At 40.2% G+C, this 23,851-nt stretch carries 18 protein-coding genes; 9 read left to right on the plus strand and 9 right to left on the minus strand.

The features are described from left to right. Positions 1 to 2: 2 nt before the first annotated feature. From QOL76_RS13505 to hflX, 8 genes are all read right to left on the minus strand, one after another. The gene (locus tag QOL76_RS13505; RefSeq protein WP_283413499.1) at positions 3 to 2,207 is read right to left on the minus strand and encodes a polysaccharide lyase 6 family protein; all 2,205 of its coding nucleotides are present in this window, start codon (positions 2,205 to 2,207) and stop codon (positions 3 to 5) included. Further along, entirely contained in the window at positions 2,204 to 4,477 is a 2,274-nt protein-coding gene (locus tag QOL76_RS13510; RefSeq protein WP_283413500.1) for a heparinase II/III family protein, read from the minus strand. Before QOL76_RS13510 ends, QOL76_RS13505 begins: the two co-directional genes overlap by 4 nt. 139 nt (positions 4,478 to 4,616) lie before the next feature. Continuing rightward, the gene (locus QOL76_RS13515; RefSeq protein WP_283413501.1) at positions 4,617 to 6,071 is read right to left on the minus strand and encodes a RagB/SusD family nutrient uptake outer membrane protein; all 1,455 of its coding nucleotides are present in this window, start codon (positions 6,069 to 6,071) and stop codon (positions 4,617 to 4,619) included. 11 nt (positions 6,072 to 6,082) lie between these two features. Next, entirely contained in the window at positions 6,083 to 9,235 is a 3,153-nt protein-coding gene (locus QOL76_RS13520) for a SusC/RagA family TonB-linked outer membrane protein (RefSeq protein ID WP_283413502.1), read from the minus strand. A 201-nt stretch (positions 9,236 to 9,436) separates the two neighbouring features. After that, the gene (locus QOL76_RS13525; protein ID WP_283413503.1) at positions 9,437 to 10,132 is read right to left on the minus strand and encodes a FadR/GntR family transcriptional regulator; all 696 of its coding nucleotides are present in this window, start codon (positions 10,130 to 10,132) and stop codon (positions 9,437 to 9,439) included. A gap of 175 nt (positions 10,133 to 10,307) precedes the next feature. Then, on the minus strand, positions 10,308 to 11,975 hold the full coding sequence (locus QOL76_RS13530; protein ID WP_283413504.1) for a PQQ-dependent sugar dehydrogenase: 1,668 nt from the start codon (positions 11,973 to 11,975) through the stop codon (positions 10,308 to 10,310). A 115-nt stretch (positions 11,976 to 12,090) separates the two neighbouring features. Further along, positions 12,091 to 13,164, minus strand: a complete 1,074-nt coding sequence (locus QOL76_RS13535; RefSeq protein WP_283413505.1) for a PAS domain-containing sensor histidine kinase — start codon at positions 13,162 to 13,164, stop codon at positions 12,091 to 12,093. A gap of 128 nt (positions 13,165 to 13,292) precedes the next feature. Continuing rightward, entirely contained in the window at positions 13,293 to 14,543 is a 1,251-nt protein-coding gene (hflX, locus tag QOL76_RS13540; RefSeq protein ID WP_283413506.1) for a GTPase HflX, read from the minus strand. 201 nt (positions 14,544 to 14,744) lie between these two features. Between hflX and rfbC the strand changes: the two genes are divergently transcribed. From rfbC to purU, 9 genes are all read left to right on the plus strand, one after another. Continuing rightward, on the plus strand, positions 14,745 to 15,296 hold the full coding sequence (gene rfbC / locus QOL76_RS13545; protein WP_283413507.1) for a dTDP-4-dehydrorhamnose 3,5-epimerase: 552 nt from the start codon (positions 14,745 to 14,747) through the stop codon (positions 15,294 to 15,296). Continuing rightward, positions 15,296 to 16,042: a tyrosine-protein phosphatase gene (locus QOL76_RS13550; RefSeq protein WP_283413508.1), complete on the plus strand. Its 747-nt coding sequence runs from the start codon at positions 15,296 to 15,298 to the stop codon at positions 16,040 to 16,042. The genes rfbC and QOL76_RS13550 overlap by 1 nt, the downstream gene beginning before the upstream one ends. 15 nt (positions 16,043 to 16,057) lie before the next feature. Then, positions 16,058 to 17,011 carry an NAD-dependent epimerase/dehydratase family protein gene (locus QOL76_RS13555; protein ID WP_283413509.1) on the plus strand — a complete coding sequence of 318 codons (954 nt, stop codon included), beginning with the start codon at positions 16,058 to 16,060 and terminating at the stop codon, positions 17,009 to 17,011. A 144-nt stretch (positions 17,012 to 17,155) separates the two neighbouring features. Next, a complete protein-coding gene (locus tag QOL76_RS13560; protein WP_283413510.1) occupies positions 17,156 to 18,571 on the plus strand; it encodes a tetratricopeptide repeat protein in 1,416 nt (471 codons plus the stop codon). 16 nt (positions 18,572 to 18,587) lie between these two features. Further along, a complete protein-coding gene (locus QOL76_RS13565) occupies positions 18,588 to 19,358 on the plus strand; it encodes a phosphosulfolactate synthase (protein WP_283413511.1) in 771 nt (256 codons plus the stop codon). Between the two features lie 58 nt (positions 19,359 to 19,416). Continuing rightward, entirely contained in the window at positions 19,417 to 20,352 is a 936-nt protein-coding gene (locus QOL76_RS13570) for a DUF368 domain-containing protein (RefSeq protein WP_283413512.1), read from the plus strand. Beyond that, complete coding sequence (locus tag QOL76_RS13575) at positions 20,349 to 21,086, plus strand: shikimate dehydrogenase family protein (protein ID WP_283413513.1); 738 nt, start codon at positions 20,349 to 20,351, stop codon at positions 21,084 to 21,086. The genes QOL76_RS13570 and QOL76_RS13575 overlap by 4 nt, the downstream gene beginning before the upstream one ends. A 69-nt stretch (positions 21,087 to 21,155) precedes the next feature. Beyond that, positions 21,156 to 21,707, plus strand: coding sequence for a toxin-antitoxin system YwqK family antitoxin (locus tag QOL76_RS13580; protein WP_283413514.1), 552 nt, complete (start codon positions 21,156 to 21,158; stop codon positions 21,705 to 21,707). Between the two features lie 103 nt (positions 21,708 to 21,810). Next, entirely contained in the window at positions 21,811 to 22,665 is an 855-nt protein-coding gene (gene purU / locus QOL76_RS13585) for a formyltetrahydrofolate deformylase (RefSeq protein ID WP_283413515.1), read from the plus strand. Here purU and alr read toward each other — a convergent pair. After that, the gene (gene alr, locus QOL76_RS13590) at positions 22,662 to 23,816 is read right to left on the minus strand and encodes an alanine racemase (RefSeq protein ID WP_283413516.1); all 1,155 of its coding nucleotides are present in this window, start codon (positions 23,814 to 23,816) and stop codon (positions 22,662 to 22,664) included. The genes purU and alr overlap by 4 nt on opposite strands. Positions 23,817 to 23,851 lie beyond the last annotated feature (35 nt).

A 23,851-nucleotide genomic window follows, 5' to 3' on the forward strand; every position in this document is an offset into this window, starting at 1 on the left:
TGTTATTTGATTGCGTGGGTGAATAAAGAAGGCATATCAAAATCGTTATCCGAAAATTTCAGCATGGGTGTCCCCACTGTTTCCACCAATTTTATTGGAGATGAGGAGGTAAAGGAATTGCCTGTGACCAGCACCCATTGTGCTCCGTGTATTACTAGAGAAGCTCCGTCTTGATTTCTACTGTTTTTTCCGACCGTTGTCAGTTGGTTATTGCTTGCGATGAGGTAAGGTCCAAACGTACTTTCGTCTGTCCCACCTCTATACATATCCACTACTTTTCCACCGATATTTGAAAAGGAATTCCCCTCCAAAATCACATATTCAGCGTTGTATTTGCCCAGATCATCTGTTTCCTTATTAAGGGTGAGTATAGATCCAGTGAAGTTTTCAAACTTGGAATCTCTGATCAGCACGGTATCAGCAAAACTGCCTTTTGAAGCTTCTAAGAAATTGAATGAATGGTTGACCGTCATGTCTACAAACTCACTGTGGCTAACTTCCAACTTGTAATTTTTTAGCGTACCAGATCTATTTAGCCTTACTACCGCGTTTCCGGCAGCATCAGCAGAATTTTTTCCATTGACTTTGATGCCTTCCAATCTCAAAGCACCACCATCGTATATCTCAAATAGATGAGTTCCCTCAAAGCTGATTTCAGAGTCCGACCCACCTTTTACAGTCAATGGGAAGCTGACTTCCAGCACTTTGCTCTGTTGATAAGATCCAGCTGCTAAATCCAGTATATCGCCAGTTTCAGCATTTTCCAATGCATCGGCGATCGTATTCAATCCCGGAGTTACTGGAATAGTTTTTCCAGTAGAAAAGACGATTTCTTTAGAAACCTTTGGGTACCAAGAAGTGCCAGTTTCAGACTTTTGTATCACTACCAAATCTGCTGGAGCGCCGATAGAATTGCTCGCATCAGATGTATACATCAGACCATTTTCGGCTTTTTGAAATTTTAATGACTGATTGCTCAGGCCATTTGGAATAAGCCTGGAAGAAAAATTAGAGACGTTTCCCGCAAAGGAAATTCCTGAAATGTCGTCGTATGCTTTAAAATTATCAGTTTGATTTTCGTTGAAAATCAAGTTGTTGGTAAAATGGCTATTCATCGGAATCGCTGACCTCTCTTCGTCACTACCTACAGCCAATTCAATGTGCGCTACATTCACAAATGTGTTATTATTGATTTGCACATTTTTCACCTGGTGATACCGATTGATACTGGAATTGGGCACCCCGTTCATCACTGTGATGCCTGCACGGAATTTATCCCCGGTGAGATCCTGCATGTAGTTGTTTTCAATCTTATGATCTGCATTGATCACGCGGATGCCACCTGTCTCTGGTTGACCGTTTCCTAGAAAGATATTTCTTTCTACGATGTTGCCATTTCCATGTCTCAGGGTCAGTGATCCTTTTGATTCGAAGAAAACATTTCCGCGGATAATGTTTCCTCCAGATTTGATGGAAATGATCTCAGTTTCCCCATTACACTTATCGAAATAGTTATTCTCAATTAGCGTGTTTGAGTTGCTCAGGGAATATTGACTTGTGCCCACACGAAGCGTCTCGCCGCCATTTGAGCCTAAGATTGGGCGTGGGCCAAAGTAATTATGGTCGATGCTGTGGAGATTTTCTTGACTGTCTTCAGAATTCAGTCGCACAGCCATCGTCACTCCTTGATTTCGCTTTCCTTCGATATGATTGTGATCAAATCTGTTGTTTTGTCCATACATCATAACCCAGGAATCTTGAGCGTTTCTGTCCGGATTGTTGAAATTATCAATCACACATTCCGTGATTCTAGAGTTGAATGCAAGATTCTTACTGTCTTTTCTGAATGAAATCACTTCTCCGGATGGAGTGTAGCCATTTCTGAAAACTAACCCTTTCACGACTAAATATTCGCCGGCTATACTCAGATTGGATTTGCCTACTATAAATACTTCTCCGGGAGTTTCTGCTAGGAGTACGATCAGGGAATCAGCTGTTCCTTTTCCTTCAAATACTAACTCCACATCCTTCCAAACTCCATTTGCGAGAAATAAGGTATCTCCAGGCTTAAGAGATTTTACAGCAGAATCATACTCGGTTTTATTTTTCACTACTGAGTGGCTCTGCTTGCTTTGACATCCCATTGGAAGCAGGCAAATCAGGGCCCAGCTGAGGTAATAATTCAAATTATGTATTGACTTAGTCATTGAGTTGGGTTTAGTGTCAAGGTTTCTAGCGCAGAGATTGTGAAATCCTGGCCGTTACTTCTTAAGGTTATTTCCTTTTCTCCGAAGGATTTGATTTCCAACTTCCCATCCATCGTACTGATCAAAACGTCAGCTGGAATTGCGGATAAAAAGGTTTGGCTTCCTAGCGTCATCTCGGTCATGCCTACCAAGAAGGTCATTTCATCTTTTTTGAAAATGTATTCTGCGACGTAAGAATCTTCCATAATCTGGCTGCTGCCTTCATTGATTTGCCATTCACCTACGGTCATGGTTCCATCAGATTTAGGTAAAGAAGTGCGGTCTTCGTATTTTCCATAAGGCTTTATGATGGTGGTGAAGCGATGTTTGTTAGCACTTATTGATTGGAAAGTGATTCGGTTCTTGCCTTTATTACCACTTATTTTTGCATTTGAAATTTGGTCCCCAAGCTGGATGATGTCCAGTCCTGAAGCGTTAGCTAGATTAGCTCTTGCTATCATCGGAGTATCTTCCAAGGAGTAGTTTCCTTGAAAATTCTGGTAGAATTCATGTGCTCTTTCTCCTTCAAACTCATCAAGGATCAGAAAGAAATCTCCAGAGAAATAATAGATCGTACGTCCATAATTCACCCCTATGGTTTGGTATCCATCGTGTGATCCGCGGAAAGCTTGAATCTCACCTTTTGGCTCCCATTGGCTGACCAAAGCTTTCGGTAAAGTCTGAAACTTACCAAAACCACTTCCTCCTTGATTTCCAGTCCAGTCTTGGCCTTGTGGGATTGAGTCCACCAATGCGACATTTTTCACCCAGGAATTTTTGAAAAACTGGAATTCGGGTAATGGATAGCGAACTTGGTAATTTGGCATCAGCATCTCGCCATTGGCAAAAAGCTGAAAACCTAAAACGTCGCCGTGCTGGTGATCTGGCTTTTCCTTTGAAACTCCTGTACTGATGAGCATGTAGAGGTCATTTTCTTTCCAGCCCTCTCGGAATACATAATATCCAGTAGATTCCAGTGCAGTGGATTTGACGGTGGGTTTCTTAGATTTTTTTCCTTGAAGATTCTCCAAGTCGGCTTTTCCCAGCAACCAATAGTATTCCTCGGACGGGTGATTTGCGGCTAAGAATCCGTATTCTGGCTCAGGAAAAAGCGCGTAGCCCAGTGCCATGATTTCACCCAGATTATTTTGAGTAGCCATCGGTTGATCAGTGTCGTCCTGAATGACTGGGGCATTTTTATTGGGTAGAGCTATAGCTAGCATCGCCGAAAACATTGCTTTCAGTTTGCCTGACCAAGCTTCAGGAATAGGACTTCCTGTAATTTGAGCCAGTTTATATACGCGGAAATAATTGTCTATATCTCCCACGTGATAGTGGAAGGAGCGCTCAAATTGAAACCCGTCAGCATTGACTTCCTTTTCTAGGTGCTCGCCTAGGATAGCTATCGCAAAGTCATAGTATTTTTTATTCGTATCAAATTCCGGATACATCATTGAGATTACTGCCAATGCTACCATTCCTTTGGTCTGGTGATTCCCGTAATTGAAGGATTGGTTGGTGTGGTAAAGGACCTCTGCATGATGTAAGAACATACGCATGGCTAGTACCTGGTCTTCGGCCGAGTATTTCTCCGAAGCCAGAAATAAATGATGTGCCAGCACCCAGTTTTCTATTCTATTTCCCCCACGGAAAGCCTCATAGGCTCCATTTCCATCTTCGATCAATTCTATAGTTCCAGCTTGATAGGCAGAACCTAGGCTTTTCACATGCTCAGTGAAATATGGTAAGTATTCTGCTTTGTCTGAAAGAAAAAAGCTAAATGCTAAATCGCCTGCTTTGTGCTGACGAAATAAATGTCTGATGGCATAGGCATCCATTTGTTTGCCTGCCTTGTTTACAAAAGGTAATCTCCACGAAGTAGAAGCCGAAAAATCACTAGTATGATCTTGCGCGTCTTTAAGGTGACTTTTGGCTGCAGAAGGATACATTTCATTGTACTCAGTCATGCGCTGAGGTACATTTTGCCAGTTAAAAAAGAATCTTTCTGCTGCTTTGACTTTGAAATAGGAAGCCAGTTGTTTTATAGCTTCAGTACGACTTCCATCGGTATAAAGGCTCTTTATTTCTGCAAATCCCGGAATAGAGTCGGGTAATGTTTCAAAAAATGACTCTTCAGAAGGCATAGGATATTCCTTAGTTTCATTCTGAGACATGGCTTTCACAGCTATGAATAAGAAGAGAAAGAAGATGTAATTCCTAAGATGGTTCATTTGATTTTGGACGGATTGTCCTTGGTTTTCTTTAATGAAAAGACAAAGCGGTGGCTAGTCTTAAGCATATGCTTAAGAAGAATGGCCGATCTGGAAACCCCCATGGTAAACCAGACCGACCGTATCTATCTACATAGGTTTAGTTGCCCTGATTAAATATGTCTACTTCACGCTGAGGTAGTGGAAGCAGTAATTTGTCAGATTGTACTGGACTGATTCCGAAGGTATATTCAGAGTAGAATACTTCGGTTTCATATTGTGTATTTAGCGTTTCTTCTACCATATTATATAGTACTAGATCAAACCATCGCTGATTTTCAAAGGCAAATTCCAACCTTCTTTCTAATAGTAATTTTTCAGTAAATGCGTCTTTAGAACCAACCTCTTCAATGGTATAAGCAGTCAAGCCTGCTCGCTCTCGCACTTGATTCAAATAGGTCAGTGCCATAGCCGTTTTTCCGTTTTCATTGAGCGCTTCTGCGTACATCAGGAGGATGTCGGCATATCTAAGCACTGGGAAATCATTTTCTGCATCTTGGCTGATGGAGACAGGAGAATAAAATTTATAGACGAAATTATCTTCTACAAAATTTCCACCTGCGCCTATGTATCCTCTTTGAAACGCTACATTTTGACGCAGGTCTGCTGAATCATACAGATTGATTAATTCATCTGTAGGTTTATTGAAGTGGTTTCCATCTCCGTTGATTACAAAAGAACCGCTATTCTGAGGTGCGAAGTAATTTGCTAATGGAGAACCAATTCCCAACCCACCTGCTTTAAAACGCACTGCAAACAAGATCTCTTTATTTAGCTCATTGGAGGTGGAGAATACTTGCTGGTAGCCATTAGCTCCAGTAAGTAAAGCCGCTCCGCTTCCGGCGATCACTTCTGCTAGTAAGGTTTCTGCCTCGGTAAACTTGCGTTGAGTTCTATACACTTTCGCCAAAAGACCTTTTGCAGCCCAAGAAGTTGCTCTTCCGGCACTTTCTGCTGGATAGCTTGTTGGGAGCAAGGAAGCCGCAGCGGTCAAATCTGAGATTATAAAAGAATAAAGTGCGTCCACACTAGCTGGCGTCAGATTTTTGGCTTCTTGCGCAGAGATTCGCGAATCGACCAAATACACTTCTCCAAATAATCTTACTAAGTTGAAGTAATGATATGCTCGAATAAATGAAGCTTCACCTTCAAGTTGAGCACGAAGGGACTGACTTTCTATATCATCTAGTCGATCTAATACAGTATTTACGCGAGAGATATTCTGATAGGTATCTGCCCAATACTCGTAGATATTAGGCTGCTCTGCTGTGAAGGTCATCAAGTCCAACTCCCGAAGTGGGATATAAATGTTGCTCGCAGTTTGCGAGTTGTGGAGACGTGTATTATCAGATCTCAATTCTGTCATCGCCCACTCATTGAGAATGGGTGCTTGCATGCCATTGTATGCAGCTACCATTGCAGTATTGAAATCTAAATCTGTTTGATAGAAGTTTCCCTCGCCTATCTCAGAGATAGGCTGAAGGTCTAAATCACAAGCAGTAAACAAACCAAGCGAAGCCAGGCAAACGAAGATATTTCTAGTTATTTTTTTCATGTTGATCAAGATTAAAAGCTGACATCTATACCGAATACAAAAGCTCTAGGTACTGGAAAAGAGCCTCTTTGATACCCTGTTACCAGCGGAGAAGCATATTGTGAGGAAGTAGATCTCGCCTCTGGGTTGATTCCACGATAGCCTTTTGCGCTGAAGTAAAGGGCATTTTGAGCGGATCCATAAACTCTCAGGCCTTTCAATTTGATTTTTTCTGTAATTGACTGAGGGAAATTATATCCAAGAACAATATCTCGAACAGAGACATAAGACCCATCTTCGATCATGTAATCGGTAAACTGCCATCCAATGCCATTCGTGCTATATGGTGTGACGCCATCCCCTGGAGACTCTGCCGATACCCACCTGTTTTCCACATATTTTCTATTGGTTCTTTTGGTCTCATTGTAGTGACCATCACCATTGAAAACATCTATCCCTTGTACCCCTTGGATCAGCACGCTCAAGTCAAAATTGCCGAAGTTGAAGTTGTTAGTAATTCCCCAGGTGAAGTCTGGGAATGGATTTCCTAATACAACGCGATCATCGTCATCGATGATACCATCTTCATTGGCATCCAACAATCTTAATCCTCCTGGGCGGTCCAAGCTATTGCTAGCATTTGCATTGATTTCTTCTTGAGAGTTCCATACACCAATTGCTTTATAACCAAAGAATTGGATGTAAGGCTGACCGACTTGAGCTAGGTAGATTTCATTTCGCTCTCCGTAGGAAAGTAATCTGTCCTCACCACTGAATTCAACCAATTTGTTCTTTACAGAAGATAGGTTTAGTGAGGTTGACCATTGGAAGTTTTTCTTATTGACGTTATTTAAGTTCATTTCAAATTCAAACCCGTTGTTCTGAATTTTACCTATGTTGTTCCAGAATTCAGTAAACCCTGTAATTGCCAGAGTAGGCTGTCTAAGTAGCAATTGGTCAGTCTGAGACTGATAATATTCGGCCGAAAGGCTAAACCTATTTTCGAGAAATGCGATGTCAAAGCCAATGTTGGTAGAGAAAGTACGCTCCCATGCGATGGATCTATTGGCAAGTGTGCTGCCTGACTGAGCTAGCCCTGGAGTTAACGTGCCTGTCCCAGCTCCGAAGGCATAATTTTCGGGATAAAGTCTATTTACAGAAGCATAATTCTCGATGTCGTTGTTACCAGTGACACCGTAGCTTGCTCTTAATTTCAGAAGATCTATCACGCTATTTCCTTGCAAAAAACCTTCTTCAGATAGCACCCATCCTGCCGAAACTGATGGAAACCAACCCCATTTATTGTCTGGACCGAAAAGTGAACTTCCGTCAGTTCTTGCACTTGCTGAGAATAAGTATTTGTTTTTGTAGGAATAGCTAGCTCTAGCTAAATAAGAAAGCAATAATGTTTCATCCTTTAAGGTGTAGGTATTTACCAAATCAATCACCGTTGCCCCATTCAACGTAGGGACATAGTCCGTTGGGAAGTTGGTTCCTACAATACTAGAATAGGTATTGGTTACTTTTTGAGCTGTAAAACCACCTACTGCTGACACTTCGTGATCCCCGAAGCTCTTGTTGTAGCTTAATATATTTTCTGAAAGGAGGTCGATTCGAAGGTTTGTTTCATAAGACCCTCTGTTAGGATCTCCAGCTCTATTAGTACCTTCATTTCTGTATTCTTCCTGTACTCTGTTGGTGATATAAGCACCTTGAGAAGCTTTGAAGAATAGATTTTTACCCAGGTCTATCTGTAAATAAGTAGATGCTAGCAGTCGGTATTGGTTGTCTACACGCGAATCGTTATCTGAAATGAACTTTGGGTTGTTGTTTGATGTGCTCCAAGGTCTAGCAGAAGTAGTAGACACATCTATACCCTGAGGAGTTGTGAATTCATACAAGACATTGCTGAAATGACGTCCATGTGCATACTCACCGACAGGAATTCCAGTAAGAGCAGAAGTCTCTTCATTATGTCTTACAGGCATGAAAGATGGCGTTCTGAAGTAATCCGTGAAGTTGGAAGCTGGAAGAATACGCTTGGTATAAGAAGGGTTAATATTTACCCCAACTTTCAACACCTTATTCAACTTCGCATCCATTTTCATTCTGAGGTTTAATCGCTCAAAATCGTTATTGATAAGCATACCCTTTTCGTCATTGTAACCGCCAGAGATTAGGTATGTGATGTCTTTTTTACCTCCAGAAACCCCTAACTGATAGCTGCTAACTACCCCTTGTCGAAGTCCTTCTTCTTGCCAATTAGTTTCGTTTTCCACAGACCAAGCGGCTTGCTCATGAATAGTAGGTGCCGCTCCTCCTCTAGTTTCCTCTTCCCACAACATCTCTGCATACTCTTTGGATGTAAGCATGTCATGGAGTTTATAGGGACTTTTCACGCCAGAAAACATCTTGAAGGTAAAGGTCGGCTTGTCTGCTACTCCGCTTTTGGTAGTTACTATGATGACACCATTTGCACCTCTAGAGCCATAGATAGCTGCAGAAGCGGCATCCTTGAGGACTTCGATTGATTCGATGTCGTTAGGGTTGATAAAGGAAAGACCGTCTGGCGTAGGGAAACCATCCACTACTACTAGAGGCTCATTATTAGCTCCTATTGAGCTATTGCCACGGATTCTAATGGATGGAGAAACGCCTGCTTCCGAAGTAGTATTCTGAATTTGTACACCTGCTATTTTCCCTTGAAGGGCTTGATCTGCCTGTAAGATTGGCAAATCACCCAAGTTGGTGTTTTCAAACTTAGATACTGCACCAGTGAGATGAGATTTCTTTTGGGTTCCATACCCTACTACTACAACTTCGTCTAGTTGAGTTTGATCCTCATCAAGTACTATGCTGAGCTGGGTTTGATTACCTACTACCATCTCTACTGTCGTGTATCCAATAAAGGAAAAAATTAGGATGTCAGTGGGACTTGCATTGATACGGAATTTACCGTCTAGGTCAGATACCGTTGCAGTAGTGGTACCTTTTACAAGAATGTTTACTCCTGGAATATATAGCCCTTGAGCGTCATTCACTTGGCCTGTGATCGTATTGGCAGATTGGCTTTGAAAAGCCTGAACATGGGCTACATTGCCGATTAAAAGGCAAATGCATAAGGTTAGAATTTGAAGATTAATCACCTGCCCATTCCAAATTTTATTAGGTAATGGTTGTCTCATTTTTTGGGTTTTGTTTAGAAAATTTTTTTGTAGGAGACCAGGGATAGTAAGTAATTTAATAGCTAGCGAATTTTTCTTAAATTTGACTATCCATTAGGGAGACTACGGTTAGGACCTCGACAATCTTTATACAGTAGTACTTAATATTCCTGATGTGAAATTTGGTGGATTCTGTCCACCATTTTTTTTACCATAGGCTACTCATTTTTTATTTATGATTTCAGATAGGTGGTTTTTCATGGCGAATTCTGCCATTGTTGTGTCTTGATTAATGATATGGGTAAGGATTTCTTTATGCTCCTGCAAAGCCCCAAATGGCTTGCCTCCACCACAGACATTATGTTTAGTGAAATGTGTCAGAATATCAGGAGTGACAATAAGCATCAGCGATTTGAGCACATTGTTTTTGCTGGCTTCAGCGATTTTGATGTGAAAAAGTAAATCCTCATCTATGGCCTGTGCTCCTGATTTTACTTTGGCTTCGTAGAGATCTAATGCTTCCTGTAGCGCTTCAATATCTTCCTCAGTCCGTCTCTCTGCTGCGAGCCTCACTGTTTGAGATTCAAGAATCAATCGGGTCTCTATCAAGGAATGAAAATCACTTCCTTCCATTTTCAGGACATCAGAGATCAATCCTTCTAAAGCTGTGATTCCCAGACCTGCGATGATAGTTCCGCTTTGTGGGTGGGTTTTGACTATCCCGTAAAACTCAAGTTTCTTAATAGCCTCTCTGACGTAAGTTCTGCTGATGCCTAGTTTTTCGGAAAGTTTGCGCTCAGGAGGAAGCTTGTCACCCGCGTTAAGTTCGCCTGAAATAATCAAATCTCTTATTTGACTGATAATAATATCTACAGGATGATCAAGCTTAATTGTTTTAAAATTACTTAAGGTTTCCATGGGTTTAAATTGGTTGACCAATAATTGGTTGACCAATTTTAAACAAAAAAATCTGTGTTCCAAAAAAATGTTAAACTTTTTTTACAAACTCATTCTGAGCGAGATAGAGATTTCTCTCTATTAAAAAATTTGGCTTTGCTGTTTGTGGAGGGTCAAATAATATTGAGAATTCCTATTAAGGCAAGATTTTATAAATTTTACCTTCTGTTTTACTCATAATATAAATGTTGTTATCAGCATCCTGGCCGAATTTTAGATCTACTCTGTCATTCTGCACCAACTCTCTCAAAGTCATCTCTTTACCGTCTACTGTGACTCCCCAGCTTTGAACCTTCATTTTCCCCAGATCCTTGAGGTCTGTGAAAAAGAGTCTTCCTGAAAGAATATCACCAAAAATAAACTTCCCTTTCAGGGCTCCATAGGGCATTTCATATCCTGCGAATATAGCCGCCAGTTCGTCATGATCGAGCTGGACTTCCGGATAAGTCACTCCAAAATTCCCGTCATCTTCATTCAACGCAAAAATCTCATTAAACTTACCATAAGGATTAATGATAAATCGACCTTCCCGAATCGGCCATCCATAAAATTTGCCTGGTTCTATTCTATTTAACTCTTCCACTGAATGTTGACCTATATCTGTGGCAAACATATTTCCATCAGCATCCCAGAACACACGATTGGGATTTCGGAATCCATAAGCATACACTTCTCCAGCTTTTCCCTCTTCTTCTGCAAAAGGATTGCCTGGTGGAATTCCATATTTACCATTTGGGCTGTTATTCCCTTGTGGATCAATTCTGAGAATGCTGCTATATACTTTAGTCCCCTTATTGTCCGAAAGATAAGCGGCTCGTTTTTCAGTCAGACCGCCATCACCGAATCCAATATATAGCAATCCATAATCCTCATCGCCTTTATTTGCGTGGGGATTGAATGTCAGTTCCTGCATCCCATGAGCCTGTGTAGGGATATCAATCCGAAGTAATTCCCTGTCAGTTCCTTTAAATACGGCACCTGTCGGATCCTCAGCTTTCCACTCCGTTACTACCCACTGCATGAAAACTCGAATGGTGTCAGAATAACCATAATCGGCAATTTGTGATCCACCCGCATCTGTATGTGCAGTATAGAAAATCCCATTTTGATCGAATTCCGGGTGGAAAGTAAAACTTGCCAAGCCAGTAGCCCATCCAGGTTTGCTCACGAGGTCAGATTTATACTCAGTGATTGGAAGGTAGAGGTTTGGCTTTCCATCGATTAACTCATATAATCCGACCCGTTGATCGTTGATAAATAAGCGTCCTGAATTTCGCTCAGGCTCCATTTTGGTCATTTTTGCCATTGGAGCTTTGGGATCTGAAGCAGGAAGCTGCGCAAAATATTCAATAGCTAACCGTACCCCCGAATCAGGAATGCTATCAGGAATAGGATCTTTCAGTCCAACCATCGGAACGGTGTCAGGGAGGGCTGCAAATGTGTGGAGGTAACTTAAAACTGCGTCAAGCTCCTTCTCGGTGAAACTTTCAAAAGGAGGCATAATTGCCTTATACTGCTCTAGCAGGGTCACCCCACGCGGATCGCCAGAACGGATTACTTCCGAAGGATTTTTAATGAAATTTCTTATCCACTCGGTTTCTATAGTATGTGTTAAACCACTTAAATTCGGTCCTATACCATTTTGGTCAAAACTATGGCAGGTGCTACAGTTAGCTTCAAATAGAGACTTTCCAGCCATAATCTGTTCAGAATCTGTGCTGATGGAGCTTCCAATTTCACTTTTCTGAGAGCAAGCGAAAAAAGCTAAACTGATAATAAGAAGTTTAAATAGAGATTTTTTCATCAGTGCTAAGTTGTAATTAATGCATCACGAGACCAAATAATAAAGTATAATTGGTCTATCTGTCCTGTAATGTCTTTGGCTTCGAAATAATTTGCAGCAAAAGAATTAGGCAGGGTTAATGATATGCATTTAGTGAAATTCGAAAGGTGGTCCCTTCTTCAGGAATACTTTCTACTTCAATTGTACCGCCCAAGCCCTTTACGTGATTATAAACTAAATAAAGACCAATTCCAGTGCTGTCTTTTTTAGAATGAAATGATTGCTGGAAACCGAAGAGTTTATTTCCTACTTTATCCAAATCAAAACCTTGGCCATTGTCCGTGAAGGAAAGTTGGATTTTGTCTTCTACGAGTTTGCTGGTAATTGTAATCACTGGAGGAATTCCGGGCTTTTTATATTTAATTGAATTGGTAATCAGATTCAGAAAAATGCTTTCTAGGTAATTTGGGTTGGAATGGATTTTCTTTACCTCTGAAAAGTCACTCGAAATTGTTGCGTTAGAATTTTTTATCAGTAAACTGATTGATTTAGAGACTTTTTTAACGATTTTATTGAGGTCAATTTCTTCAAATGGAATGTAAAGTGATTGTTTGTCTTTGAGCTCTTTAGAGTAAAAATTAAGCTTCTCTCTTAAGTCTTCACAGCAAATTTTAAAAACCTCCATGAGATCCAGCGTATCCTTGTCTGTGATTTTTGAAAAATCTAATAATTCATAAATAGAGAGTAAGTTATTGACTGGTGACCTGAGATCATGGGAAGTCATGTGGCCAATATGTCGAAGATCTTTATTGATCTCAGTTAAGTTGGTCAAGAGCGTGTTTCTTTCAGCTTCAAGCTCTTTTTTTTGGGTAATATTTTTCGCTATTGCAAAAACTAATTTGGATTGTTCTATTGGTTGGGAGGTCCAGGAAAGCCACACCACCTCTCCTGATTTGGTTACATATCTATTTTCAAAATCAACTAGAGGCGTAGAATTAAACAATGATTTTCTTACCATTGCTGTTTTTTCTTTATCCTCATCGAACACGAAGTGATTTACTGGCTTTGCATATAACTCTTCATAACTATAGCCTAAGACATCTATAACTGCCGGATTTACTTTTTTGAAATATCCATCAAAACCTGCGATACATACGAGGTCAGGTGTTATTTCAAAAAATATGTCATATTGAGAATACTCAGAACTCATACTTGTATGGTTAGCTAAAGAAAAAGGTCAAAAATTATAGTGAGGATAGGGAAAATAATAATAGAAAAGAATAGGGAGAAGTAATAAAAAATTGGGTATCAACAGAATTAATACCCAATCAGAAATTTTTATTCTTCTAGAGAAAATGTTTGATCCTCTAGGTAGTGAGGATATATTTTTCGATGCTGCTTTTTTACTTCTGCTATCAATGCCTGGCGAAAACCTTCCACATTCTGACCATTTACTGCGGCCATGAATACTGGTGGGATCCCGGTTTTTTTCTGATATGCGTCTGCAAGCGCCTCAAAATCAATAAAGTTTGCTTCTTCGAGTTCAAGCTCTGTCATCTTCATACTTTCTTCCTCACTAGGCATAGTTTCTACTAAGTCGATTTTATTGAAAACGAGTAGGGTAGGCTTATCTCCTGCTTTGATCTCATTGAGCGTTTGAGTAACGACAGCAATGTGATCCTCAAAATGAGGGTGAGAAATATCTACCACATGCACAAGTAAGTCCGCTTCACGGATCTCATCCAGTGTAGATTTAAATGCTGCAATTAGATGCGTAGGGAGTTTTCGAATGAATCCAACTGTATCAGACAGTAAGAAAGGTACATTTTCAAGTACTACTTTTCTGACAGTAGAGTCTACCGTTGCGAAAAGCTTATTTTCAGCTAGAATATTTGTCTTGGTGATCAAGTTCATCAATGTGCTTTTACCCACATTGGTATAGCCAACTACGGCCACTCGGACAATCCCCTTTCTGCCTTTTCGCTGAGTTTCTCCTTGTTTTTCTATTTCACGAAGCTTTTCCTTGAGGAGTGTAATTCTTCCTCGGATATCTCGCTTATCCGTTTCTATCTCCTTTTCACCTGCTCCGCCTCGAGTGGTAGTTCCTCCTCGCTGCCGCTCTAAGTGAGTCCACATATTCGTCAATCGAGGAAGCAAATATTGGAATCTTGCCAGTTCTACTTGGGTTTTAGCCTGAGCAGATTGCGCGCGATTTAAGAAAATATCTAAGATTAATAAGGATCTGTCGTAGATAGTCACCTTAAGTTCATTCTCAAGATTTCTCATTTGAGAAGGTGAGAGGTCATCATCGAATATGACCATATCTACTTCAAAATGCTTAATGTAGGCAGCGATTTCCTCAAGTTTACCAGTACCAACAAATGTCTTGATATCAGGCTTTTCCATTTTTTGGGTAAAGCGATAGACAGTCTTTGCACCTAAGGTCTCAGTCAAAAAAGCTAATTCATCTAAATATTCCTCAGTTTGTTGCTCAGTTTGATATTGTCTCACCACACTTACTAAAATGGCAGTTTCCTCTTTCGGAGCTGTTTCGTAAAGTTTTTGGATTTTTCGGGAATGTTTACTCATATTTTGTATTCTATGTCAAAACAATGCGGAAAACTTGAAATTAGTTTCCTTATTATCGTAAAAACCACCAGTTAAAGTACTGTTTTTAGAATTTCTAGCATCGGATTCAACAAAGTTCGACATATTTCCTTAGAATTGATTAGGATAGTGTTTTGTCTCTTGGTTATTTTACCTTTCAATGCCAGTATCAATATTCACCCCATGGCCCAAATAATAAAAGCACCTTTAGCAGGTGTACTAGAGGTATTTCCTAGGATTTTTGAGGATCAAAGAGGTTATTTCTTTGAGTCCTATCGAGCAGATTGGTTGCATTCTGAAGGTGTAGTGCATGACTGGGTGCAAGATAATCAGAGCTATTCCCAGAAAGGGACAGTCCGAGGATTACATTTTCAGAAAGGTGAATATGCTCAGGCGAAATTAGTAAGAGTTATACAAGGGAAGGTGCTCGATGTGATCGTAGATTTGAGAAGAGATTCTTCGACCTTTGGTGAGAAATACTCAACTATTCTTGATGCTGACAGAAATAATCTGATGTATGTTCCAGCAGGATTTGCGCATGGCTTTTCAGTTTTGGATGATGCGATATTCGCCTACAAGTGCTCTAATTATTATCATAAAGCTAGCGAAGGGGGAATTCTTTGGAATGACCCAGCATTAGCCATTGATTGGCAAGTGAAAGACCCGATCACATCGGATAAAGATGCTGTTTGGCCCACGTTAGAAGAATTTAAGATTAGTGAAGGAGGATTGTAATGGGATTTTTAGATCTATTTAAAAGAAAACCAGAGGTGATTGAGGACCTTGACCTTAGTTGGTTACAGGTGGATATGCACTCGCATCTGATTCCGGGAATAGATGACGGATCTAAGACCATGGAGGAATCGCTCCATTTGATAAAACGGCTTGCTGATTATGGCTTGCGAAAAATAATCACCACTCCACATATTATGTCTGAGTATTATCGCAATACGCCGGAAATAATCAATATGGGGCTTGAGGATTTACGCAAAGCGGTTAAGAAAGAAGGTATTTCTATTGAATTAGAGGCTGCTGCGGAGTATTACATGGATGAGATTTTCTTGGAGAAAATTAAAAATGGAGAAGAGGTTCTGACATTTGGAAATAACTATATTCTCGTAGAAACAGGCTTTATAAATAAGCCTCAAATGCTATTGGAAATACTTTTTCAACTTGAAATGGCGGGTTACAAACCAATTCTAGCCCACCCAGAGCGATACCAATACCTGATTTCAGATAAGGGGTTACTTCAGGACCTTACTGATAGACAAATACTTTTTCAAGTAAACATATTATCCCTGACTGGGTTTTATTCCAAACCTGTAAAGGACTTTGGAGAAATGCTGGTGGAGACTGGACTAGTTAGGTTCCTAGGGACCGACTGCCATAATCCACGCTATTTGGATATGATGGAAAGCCTTCCGAAATCAAAATTGTACCAAAAATTGAAGCAACTAGAATTGCTTAATTGCTCTCTTTGATTTGCATAAAAGTCAATGAAAATTCTCATCACAGGCATTACGGGATTGTTTGGTAGCTATTTAGCGAAGGAATTTGCTACTCTTGGAGAAATACATGGTTTGCGTAGGGCAAGCTCTTCTACAAGGTTAATTGATGAGGCGCAATTTCCTATAATTTGGCATGAAGGGAAGCTTTCGGATATTGAATCGCTAGAAGAAGCTATGAATGGGATTGATTTGGTGATCCATGCGGCAGGTAAGGTTTCTTTTGACCCAGGCGAAAAAGATAGCCTTTATCGAATTAATATGACTGGCACTACTAATGTAGTCAATGCCATGTTGAACACCGGAGTAAAAAAGTTGGTACATGTCAGTTCTGTTGCCGCGATAGGGCGAAGTCCTGAATTAAAGCATCTTGATGAGAACTTTAAGTGGGTGGAGTCTCCACTTAATACAGATTACGGTGTTTCTAAGTATTTAGCTGAACTGGAAGCTTGGCGTGGAGAGCAGGAAGGAATAGATTTGATTGTTGTAAATCCTTCGATATTATTGGGGAAGATCAGCGATGATCGATCCTCCACCGACCTATACCATTATGTCATCGATGAACACACCTATTATCCTGAAGGAGATTTGAATTATATAGATGTGCGTGATGCGGCACAGCAAGTGAGAGCCTTGGTATATAAAGAAGCTTGGGGCGAGCGGTTTATTTTAAACAAAGAAAGCATTTCGTATAAAGAATTTTTTGAGAAAATGGCCTTGACTTACGGGAAAAAAGCACCTAGTAAAGCAGTAAGTCCTTTGATGTTAAAAATTGCAGTATTCTTCAATACAACGCTTAGAAAAATAGGGCTGAGTAAAAGCCCTCTGAATAGGAAGACTGCCATGATTTCACAACAAAAAGTTTTTTTCGATAGCAGCAAAGTCAACAAGTTATTAAGAACCTCCTATCATAGCCTGGAAGATACCTTTGAGTGGTCAAAGTAAACTTATTTTTGATCCTGTTCGTTGGTAAGCAAAGTCTGAAGCATAGAGGGTGCTATTCTCTCGTGATCAGAAATAAAATTTAACAAATCCAGATTTTGAGAGACCAAATTTATTGGTAAATTAAATAAACCATAACGCATCCTAATGACCGGAGATCACGATCACGATTGGGAAAATGACAAGAAGCTGGTAGAGCGATTTGAAAATTCCCTACAATCCAATCTGGACCTTTATTTCGAGGAAGAAGAATTGGAGGATATTATCCGATTTTACTTTGATCAACAGAAATTCCTGAAGGCGTTACGCGCAGCCGAATTTTCATTGGAAAGATTTCCTTTCTCGGTAGAAATTAAGCTCCTGAAAGCCCAATGTTTGATTTTCAATGATGAATTGGAAGAAGGACAGGAGATTTTGGAAAATATCAATAATATTTCTCCGAACAACGAAGAAATAATTCTTGCATTGGCAAATGCTTATATTCTTAGCGGAACGCCAAAAGAAGGAATAGAACTTTTGGAGAACTACCTGCCCTTAGCAGAAGACAAAGCAGAGGTATTCTATTCACTTGGAAACCTTTATCGTGTTCAAAACAATAATGAAAAGGCGAGCTTTTATTTTAAAGAAGCTGTAAAAAACCGTATCAATCACGAAGACGCCCTATTTCAGTTGGCGATGATCACTGAAGAGGAGGGCTCCTTTGATGAAATCCTAGAATTTTACCAGGAGTTCATTGATCAGGATCCTTACAGTGCAGGCGCTTGGTACAACTTAGGGGTAGTTTATAACCGCCTTGGCCGATTTGAAGAAGCGATCAAAGCATATGATTATGCAATTATCATTGATGACAGCTTTGCCTCGGCTTATTTCAACCTTGGAAATGCGCTGATGAATACCCAGCAATATGAGCTGGCGCTGGAAGCATACCAAAATACGATTAACTGTGAAGGAGCAAATGCGGAAAATTGCTGTTACATGGGTGCCGCCTATGAAAAACTTGAAAAAATAGATGAGGCTTTCAAGTATTTTAAAAAGTCTGCAAAGTTTGATGAAGAATACGACGATGCTTGGTTTGGACTAGGAATGTGCATGCTGAAGAAGGAAAAATACTTCGAAGCCATACATTATTTCAAAAAAGCACTCAATCTCACAAAAGAAAATTCAAATTATTGGGTTGGACTTGGTGATGCAGAATTCAATTTGGGAAATATGCAAGCCAGCTCAGAAGCCTACGAAGAAGCCATCAATTTGGAACCGGGAATTCTGGAAACCTATGTGAATCTGGCACTTATATATTTTGAACAGAATCGCTTTGAAGAAGCTATAGACGTAACTCGGGAGGGAATAGAAGAAATACCGGAGGAGGCAGAGCTGTATTATCGCCTGGTGGTATACCTAATTAAAATGGGCAATTATAAAGAGGCGTTTTCATTTTTGGAAAATGGGTTAACTTTGGACTTCGAAAAGCATACGATCATGTATGATTTGATGCCAGAGCTGAAGCAGCAAAAGGCCTTATACAAGATTATTGCCCAATATCGAGAGGAAAACCTCGAGTCTTAACATTAAAACCTCGCTAATGAATTATGAGCTGAATAATATCCCTGTTCGGACTGAAAAGCCACGAACCAAAGGATTTACCATGGCCATGGACAAAGGCTTAAGCCTACGTGCCACAGAAGATTTTGTAGAAAGTTGTTCCGATTTTGTAGATATAGTAAAACTTGGTTGGGCTACATCTTATGTGACCAAAAACCTCAACGAAAAACTTGCCATCTATAAAGAAGCTGGTATTCCAGTTTATTTGGGTGGTACTCTTTTCGAAGCTTTTATCGTACGAGGTCAATTTGACGATTATAGAAAAGTATTGGATAAATATGATCTTTCCTTCGCTGAGGTGTCGGATGGTTCTATTTCTCTAAATCATGACAAGAAGTGTGAATACATAGCTACACTAGCCAAGCAAGTAACGGTGCTATCCGAAGTGGGATCCAAGGATGCAGCTAAGATCATTCCTCCGTATAAGTGGATTGAGCAGATGCAGACAGAATTGGATGCGGGCGCTTGGAAAGTAATCGGGGAAGCGAGAGAAGGCGGAAACGTGGGTCTTTTCAGAGATTCTGGAGAAGTGAGACAAGGGTTGGTTGAAGAAATCCTTACTCAGATCCCTGAAGAAAGAATCATCTGGGAAGCACCTATCAAATCTCAACAGGTTTGGTTTATCAAGCTGATCGGAGCTAATGTGAACCTTGGAAATATCAGCCCTTCGGAGGTGATTCCGTTGGAGACTATCCGATTGGGATTGAGAGGTGATACCTTCGATCATTTTCTTGGAGAAATCAAATTGTAATACAACTCAACTCATTACAGGCTGATTGGAATATTCCGATCAGCCTTTATTTTTGACCATGGATTTTATCAAAAAATATGTTCTCACCTACCTAAAAGGTATGGGAATGGGAGCGGCAGACATTGTACCAGGGGTATCAGGCGGATCGATAGCGCTGATTACCGGGATTTACGAGGAGCTACTCAATAGTATAAATTCTGTTAATGGAGACAGTCTGAAGTTGTTACTCAAGTTTGAGTTCAACAAGTTTTTTCAATCGATAAACGGTGCTTTTTTGCTTAGTCTTTTGCTTGGGATCATGACGAGCATCTTTTCACTTTCAAAGCTAATCACCTATTTGATGGCTGAGCATCCTATTCCGCTATGGTCGTTTTTCTGTGGGTTGATTTTAGTGAGTGCATTCCTGATTTTGAAGGATATTAAAAAGTGGAGCATAGGAGTAATTATCGCTTTAATCATTGGGACAGTTTCAGCCTATTTCATTACAGACTTACCTCCTACAAGTAGTCCTGATGCACTTTGGTTTACTTTTGTAGCTGGGGCTATTGCGATTTGTGCGATGATTCTACCTGGAATTAGTGGAAGTTTTCTTCTATTGATCTTAGGGAAATACGAGCCTATTCTTAATGCAGTATCAGAGCGTAATTTTGCTACACTTGGCGTTTTTGCGCTTGGATGTATAGTAGGACTCTTATCATTTAGCAGAGTCATTTCCTGGTTGCTGAAGTACTTTTATTCCATCACCATTGGCCTGCTGTCCGGCTTTATGCTTGGGTCTATAAATAAACTTTGGCCATGGAAAATAGTGACTGCTTACCGCACATCTTCCAGTGGAGAGGAAAAGCCATTTTTGACAAAAAACCTTTTTCCTAGTGAATATCTTGATCAAACTGGTCTTGAGCCAAAGTTACTGATCGCATTAGCAGCCTTTACATTTGGAATTATTTTAGTACTTGGTATTGAGCGCTTAGCGGCATATTTGAAGAAATCATGAGGAAATTCGGACTGATAGGGCATCCACTTACGCATTCTTTTTCAAAGAAATATTTTACAGAGAAATTTGAAAAAGAAGGAATTCCCGACTGTTCCTATGAATTATACGACATACCGAATGCGCGTAATCTCGAGGATATTCTAAGTGAAAATCCAGATATCGAAGGCATCAATGTCACTATTCCGCACAAGGAGGATGTGATTGCCTTGATGGATGATCTGGAAGAAGCCTGTGAGGAGATCGGCGCGGTAAATTGCATTCATATTCAGGATGGAATTCGCACAGGTTATAACACAGATTACATTGGATTTAAAAATTCGCTTTCACCTTGGCTTGGTGGAGTTAAACTCAAGGCCTTGATTTTGGGAACAGGCGGAGCATCAAAAGCAATTAAGCAGGCGTTGATAGATTTGAATATAGAGTTCCTGAATGTATCCCGCTCAGAAGATGAGGATCAAATAACTTACGGTGACCTGGCTTCCAACCCTGAGATCATGAAGACTCATCACCTAATCGTAAATACTACCCCTCTCGGTACTTTTCCTAATGAGGAAGGGATGCCTGCTATTCCGTTGGATCAGTTTTCAGCTGCACATTTTGTGTATGATTTGGTCTATAATCCTCCGGTGACTACGCTGATGAAAGCTTGTTTGGATGCTGGAGGCAAAGCTAAGAATGGCCACGAAATGCTAATTTTGCAGGCAGAGGCTTCGTGGGAGATATGGAATTCGTAAAAGCTGGAAGACCGAAGACGGAAGACCGAAGTAGCGTCAAGCCAAGTTGTTGTGCATAATTGAAAACCTATGAGAATACAAAATAGAAATGCAATTCTCACGAAATTTTCACTTTCGATTATATTTCTATTCGGACTAAATTATTACGCTTTTTCTCAAGAGTATGAATTCACTCTTTATTATCAGGATCCTTGTAATAATAAAACTGAATATGCCTTAAACTTTTCACTGGAAAAAGATGGAATTGAATTTTACCCAACTTTTGAAAATGGAGCTGCCAAATTAAAAACAAAAGGGAATTATAATTTAATTCATGAGCGTCAAACCATTCCGATAACTATTGACCAAGAGAAAAATTCTCACACAATCATTATATCTGACATACAGGAATTCATTGTAACCCATGACAAACATGGATATATATTTAAAGCTTGTGAAAGCTCTCTAAATGGAGATATTATAGATTATTTCGGGAATGGAAAAGTAAAATTTATGGGAACATTTAAAAATGGACATGCAATTGGTTTCTTGACTGAATTTTACGCAAATGGAGAAATAAGAAAAATCAGACTTTTTGATAAAGAAGGATATTTAATTGAAACAATCCTGTCTAATGAATAACAATTACTATGGTCTACGCAATGCCCTTCGGTACACTGCGCATAAATAAACCTTTTATCAAAAAAGCCGCTTTTATCTTTACAGGTAAGTAAATCATTGAACTATGAAAAAAGCCATACTTATCATTCAGTGTCCCGATCAAAAGGGAATCGTCGCCCAAGTTTCCAAATTCCTTTACTCGTATGAAGGAAATATACTTGAAGTAGATCAGCATGTGGATGAGAATTTGGGGATGTTTTTCATGAGAGCAGCGTGGGAATTGGATTCTTTTTCTTTGGAGAAAGATGAGATTGCTGCTCGATTTAAGGAAGAAGTAGGAGATCGATTCCAGATGGAATTCAAACTGCATTTTAATTTCCCTAAGCCAAGAATGGCGATTTTCGTCAGCAAACTTTCACATTGCTTGTTTGATATTTTGGGAAGACACTATGCAGGACAGCTTGAGGTTGATATTCCTTTGGTCGTTTCCAATCATCCTAATTTGAAGCAAGTTGTGGAGGCCTTCGGGATTCCATTTCACCACATTCCAATTACTTCTGAGACCAAAGCTGCCGCTGAGGCCAATCAGTTGGGATTGATGAAGGCAAATCAAATTGATTTTGTGGTGCTAGCAAGGTACATGCAGATCTTGTCTGCGGAGTTTATTCAGCATTTTCCAAACCGAATTATTAACATTCACCACTCATTTTTGCCTGCTTTCGTGGGAGCGAAACCTTATCACGCAGCATTTGAGCGGGGGGTAAAAATCATTGGTGCCACTGCTCATTACGTTACCGAAGAATTGGACGCTGGGCCGATTATCGAGCAGGAAGTAGCCCGGGTGAGACATCATAATACCATCGCTGAATTAGTACAAATCGGTCAGGACGTGGAGAAAGTGGTACTTTCCAAGGCCATCAAATATCACCTAGACCGCAAGGTGATGCCGATCAATAACAAGACCGTTATATTTTATTAAGGAATTATTTTTCTTGGAATTTCTTTCGGCAATCTGGTGAGCATTTCATAATTCACTTGTTGCGTCGATTCTGAAAAAGAGGCAACTGTTATTTCCTTTCCGCCTTGCTTTCCTATCAAGATCACCTCATCTCCGACTTTTAGATCTTTAAGTTTGCTTACATTCACGGCGATAGCATTCATGGTGACAGTGCCCACCACCTGGCAATATTGCCCTTTGATCAGCACCATTCCCTGATTACTCAGAAGACGGCTGTAGCCATGCCCATAGCCCACGGGTACGATTGCCATCCGTATATTTTCTAGCGCCATGTAGCTATTTCCATAGCCTACAAACTCGCCGGTTTTCACTGACTTCAGGCTCATGATGGTGCTTTTCCAAGTGATCAGCCTTCTCAGAGGATTCTTATTTCCTTTAGGAAGTGAGTTTAGCTTCGCAAAAAAAGTCTCTTTGGTAGGCCAAAAACCATAGCCTGCGATGCCTATTCTCACCATGTCCATGATCGTTTCTGGGAAAATAAGTGTGGCCGCGGAGCAGGCGGTATGATAGGTTTTGAACGTGATTCCTTGATGGTTGAAAAAGTCTTTGAACTCGTGATATCTGGCAATCTGATTTTTTACTCTAACGAAATTACTCACTGATTCTGCGCCCGCATAATGCGTACATAGGCCTACGATGGAAATGAAGCTAGAATTTTCTACTAGCATTTCTGCAAGTTTTTCCCGTTGACTCCAATCAAATCCAGTTCGGTGAAATCCAGTCTCCACTTCGACATGGATTTTGGCAGGAATATCAATTTCCTTGGAAATCTTGATCGCTTTTTCCAGTCGTTCAAAATCAAAAACATAGAAGCTGATTCCCTTCCGGATGAGTTCTTCCAATTCCTCCAAGTGGAGCATCCCTAAGATCATGATTTCTGATCCTTTTTTTGATTTCTCCCATACTTCCCATGCTTCATCCGAGCTGAAAGCACTAAAATGTCTAATTCCGGCTTTTTCGGCTATTTCTACCATTTGTGAAATCCCATGTCCGTATGCATTACCTTTCACGACTGCGGAAATGATAGGCGTAGGTCCTATTTCTGAGCGTATGTAGCGTATATTTTGTCGATATGCTTTCGCGCTGATTTCAAGGGTGGAGGTGGCAATCATATTTGTATTCTAATTGAATTGAGAAAGTAATGCAC

The sequence above is a fragment of the Algoriphagus winogradskyi genome, from assembly GCF_900182815.1.
In the GTDB taxonomy this organism is placed as follows: domain Bacteria; phylum Bacteroidota; class Bacteroidia; order Cytophagales; family Cyclobacteriaceae; genus Algoriphagus; species Algoriphagus winogradskyi.

What these genes read in the sequence shown, in the direction of transcription:
- QOL76_RS13505 (WP_283413499.1), bottom strand. Translation starts at nt 2,207, where the DNA reads ATGACTAAGTCAATACATAATTTGAATTATTACCTCAGCTGGGCCCTG.
- QOL76_RS13510 (WP_283413500.1), bottom strand. Translation starts at nt 4,477, where the DNA reads ATGAACCATCTTAGGAATTACATCTTCTTTCTCTTCTTATTCATAGCT.
- QOL76_RS13515 (WP_283413501.1), bottom strand. Translation starts at nt 6,071, where the DNA reads ATGAAAAAAATAACTAGAAATATCTTCGTTTGCCTGGCTTCGCTTGGT.
- QOL76_RS13520 (WP_283413502.1), bottom strand. Translation starts at nt 9,235, where the DNA reads ATGAGACAACCATTACCTAATAAAATTTGGAATGGGCAGGTGATTAAT.
- QOL76_RS13525 (WP_283413503.1), bottom strand. Translation starts at nt 10,132, where the DNA reads ATGGAAACCTTAAGTAATTTTAAAACAATTAAGCTTGATCATCCTGTA.
- QOL76_RS13530 (WP_283413504.1), bottom strand. Translation starts at nt 11,975, where the DNA reads ATGAAAAAATCTCTATTTAAACTTCTTATTATCAGTTTAGCTTTTTTC.
- QOL76_RS13535 (WP_283413505.1), bottom strand. Translation starts at nt 13,164, where the DNA reads ATGAGTTCTGAGTATTCTCAATATGACATATTTTTTGAAATAACACCT.
- hflX (WP_283413506.1), bottom strand. Translation starts at nt 14,543, where the DNA reads ATGAGTAAACATTCCCGAAAAATCCAAAAACTTTACGAAACAGCTCCG.
- rfbC (WP_283413507.1), top strand. Translation starts at nt 14,745, where the DNA reads ATGGCCCAAATAATAAAAGCACCTTTAGCAGGTGTACTAGAGGTATTT.
- QOL76_RS13550 (WP_283413508.1), top strand. Translation starts at nt 15,296, where the DNA reads ATGGGATTTTTAGATCTATTTAAAAGAAAACCAGAGGTGATTGAGGAC.
- QOL76_RS13555 (WP_283413509.1), top strand. Translation starts at nt 16,058, where the DNA reads ATGAAAATTCTCATCACAGGCATTACGGGATTGTTTGGTAGCTATTTA.
- QOL76_RS13560 (WP_283413510.1), top strand. Translation starts at nt 17,156, where the DNA reads ATGACCGGAGATCACGATCACGATTGGGAAAATGACAAGAAGCTGGTA.
- QOL76_RS13565 (WP_283413511.1), top strand. Translation starts at nt 18,588, where the DNA reads ATGAATTATGAGCTGAATAATATCCCTGTTCGGACTGAAAAGCCACGA.
- QOL76_RS13570 (WP_283413512.1), top strand. Translation starts at nt 19,417, where the DNA reads ATGGATTTTATCAAAAAATATGTTCTCACCTACCTAAAAGGTATGGGA.
- QOL76_RS13575 (WP_283413513.1), top strand. Translation starts at nt 20,349, where the DNA reads ATGAGGAAATTCGGACTGATAGGGCATCCACTTACGCATTCTTTTTCA.
- QOL76_RS13580 (WP_283413514.1), top strand. Translation starts at nt 21,156, where the DNA reads ATGAGAATACAAAATAGAAATGCAATTCTCACGAAATTTTCACTTTCG.
- purU (WP_283413515.1), top strand. Translation starts at nt 21,811, where the DNA reads ATGAAAAAAGCCATACTTATCATTCAGTGTCCCGATCAAAAGGGAATC.
- alr (WP_283413516.1), bottom strand. Translation starts at nt 23,816, where the DNA reads ATGATTGCCACCTCCACCCTTGAAATCAGCGCGAAAGCATATCGACAA.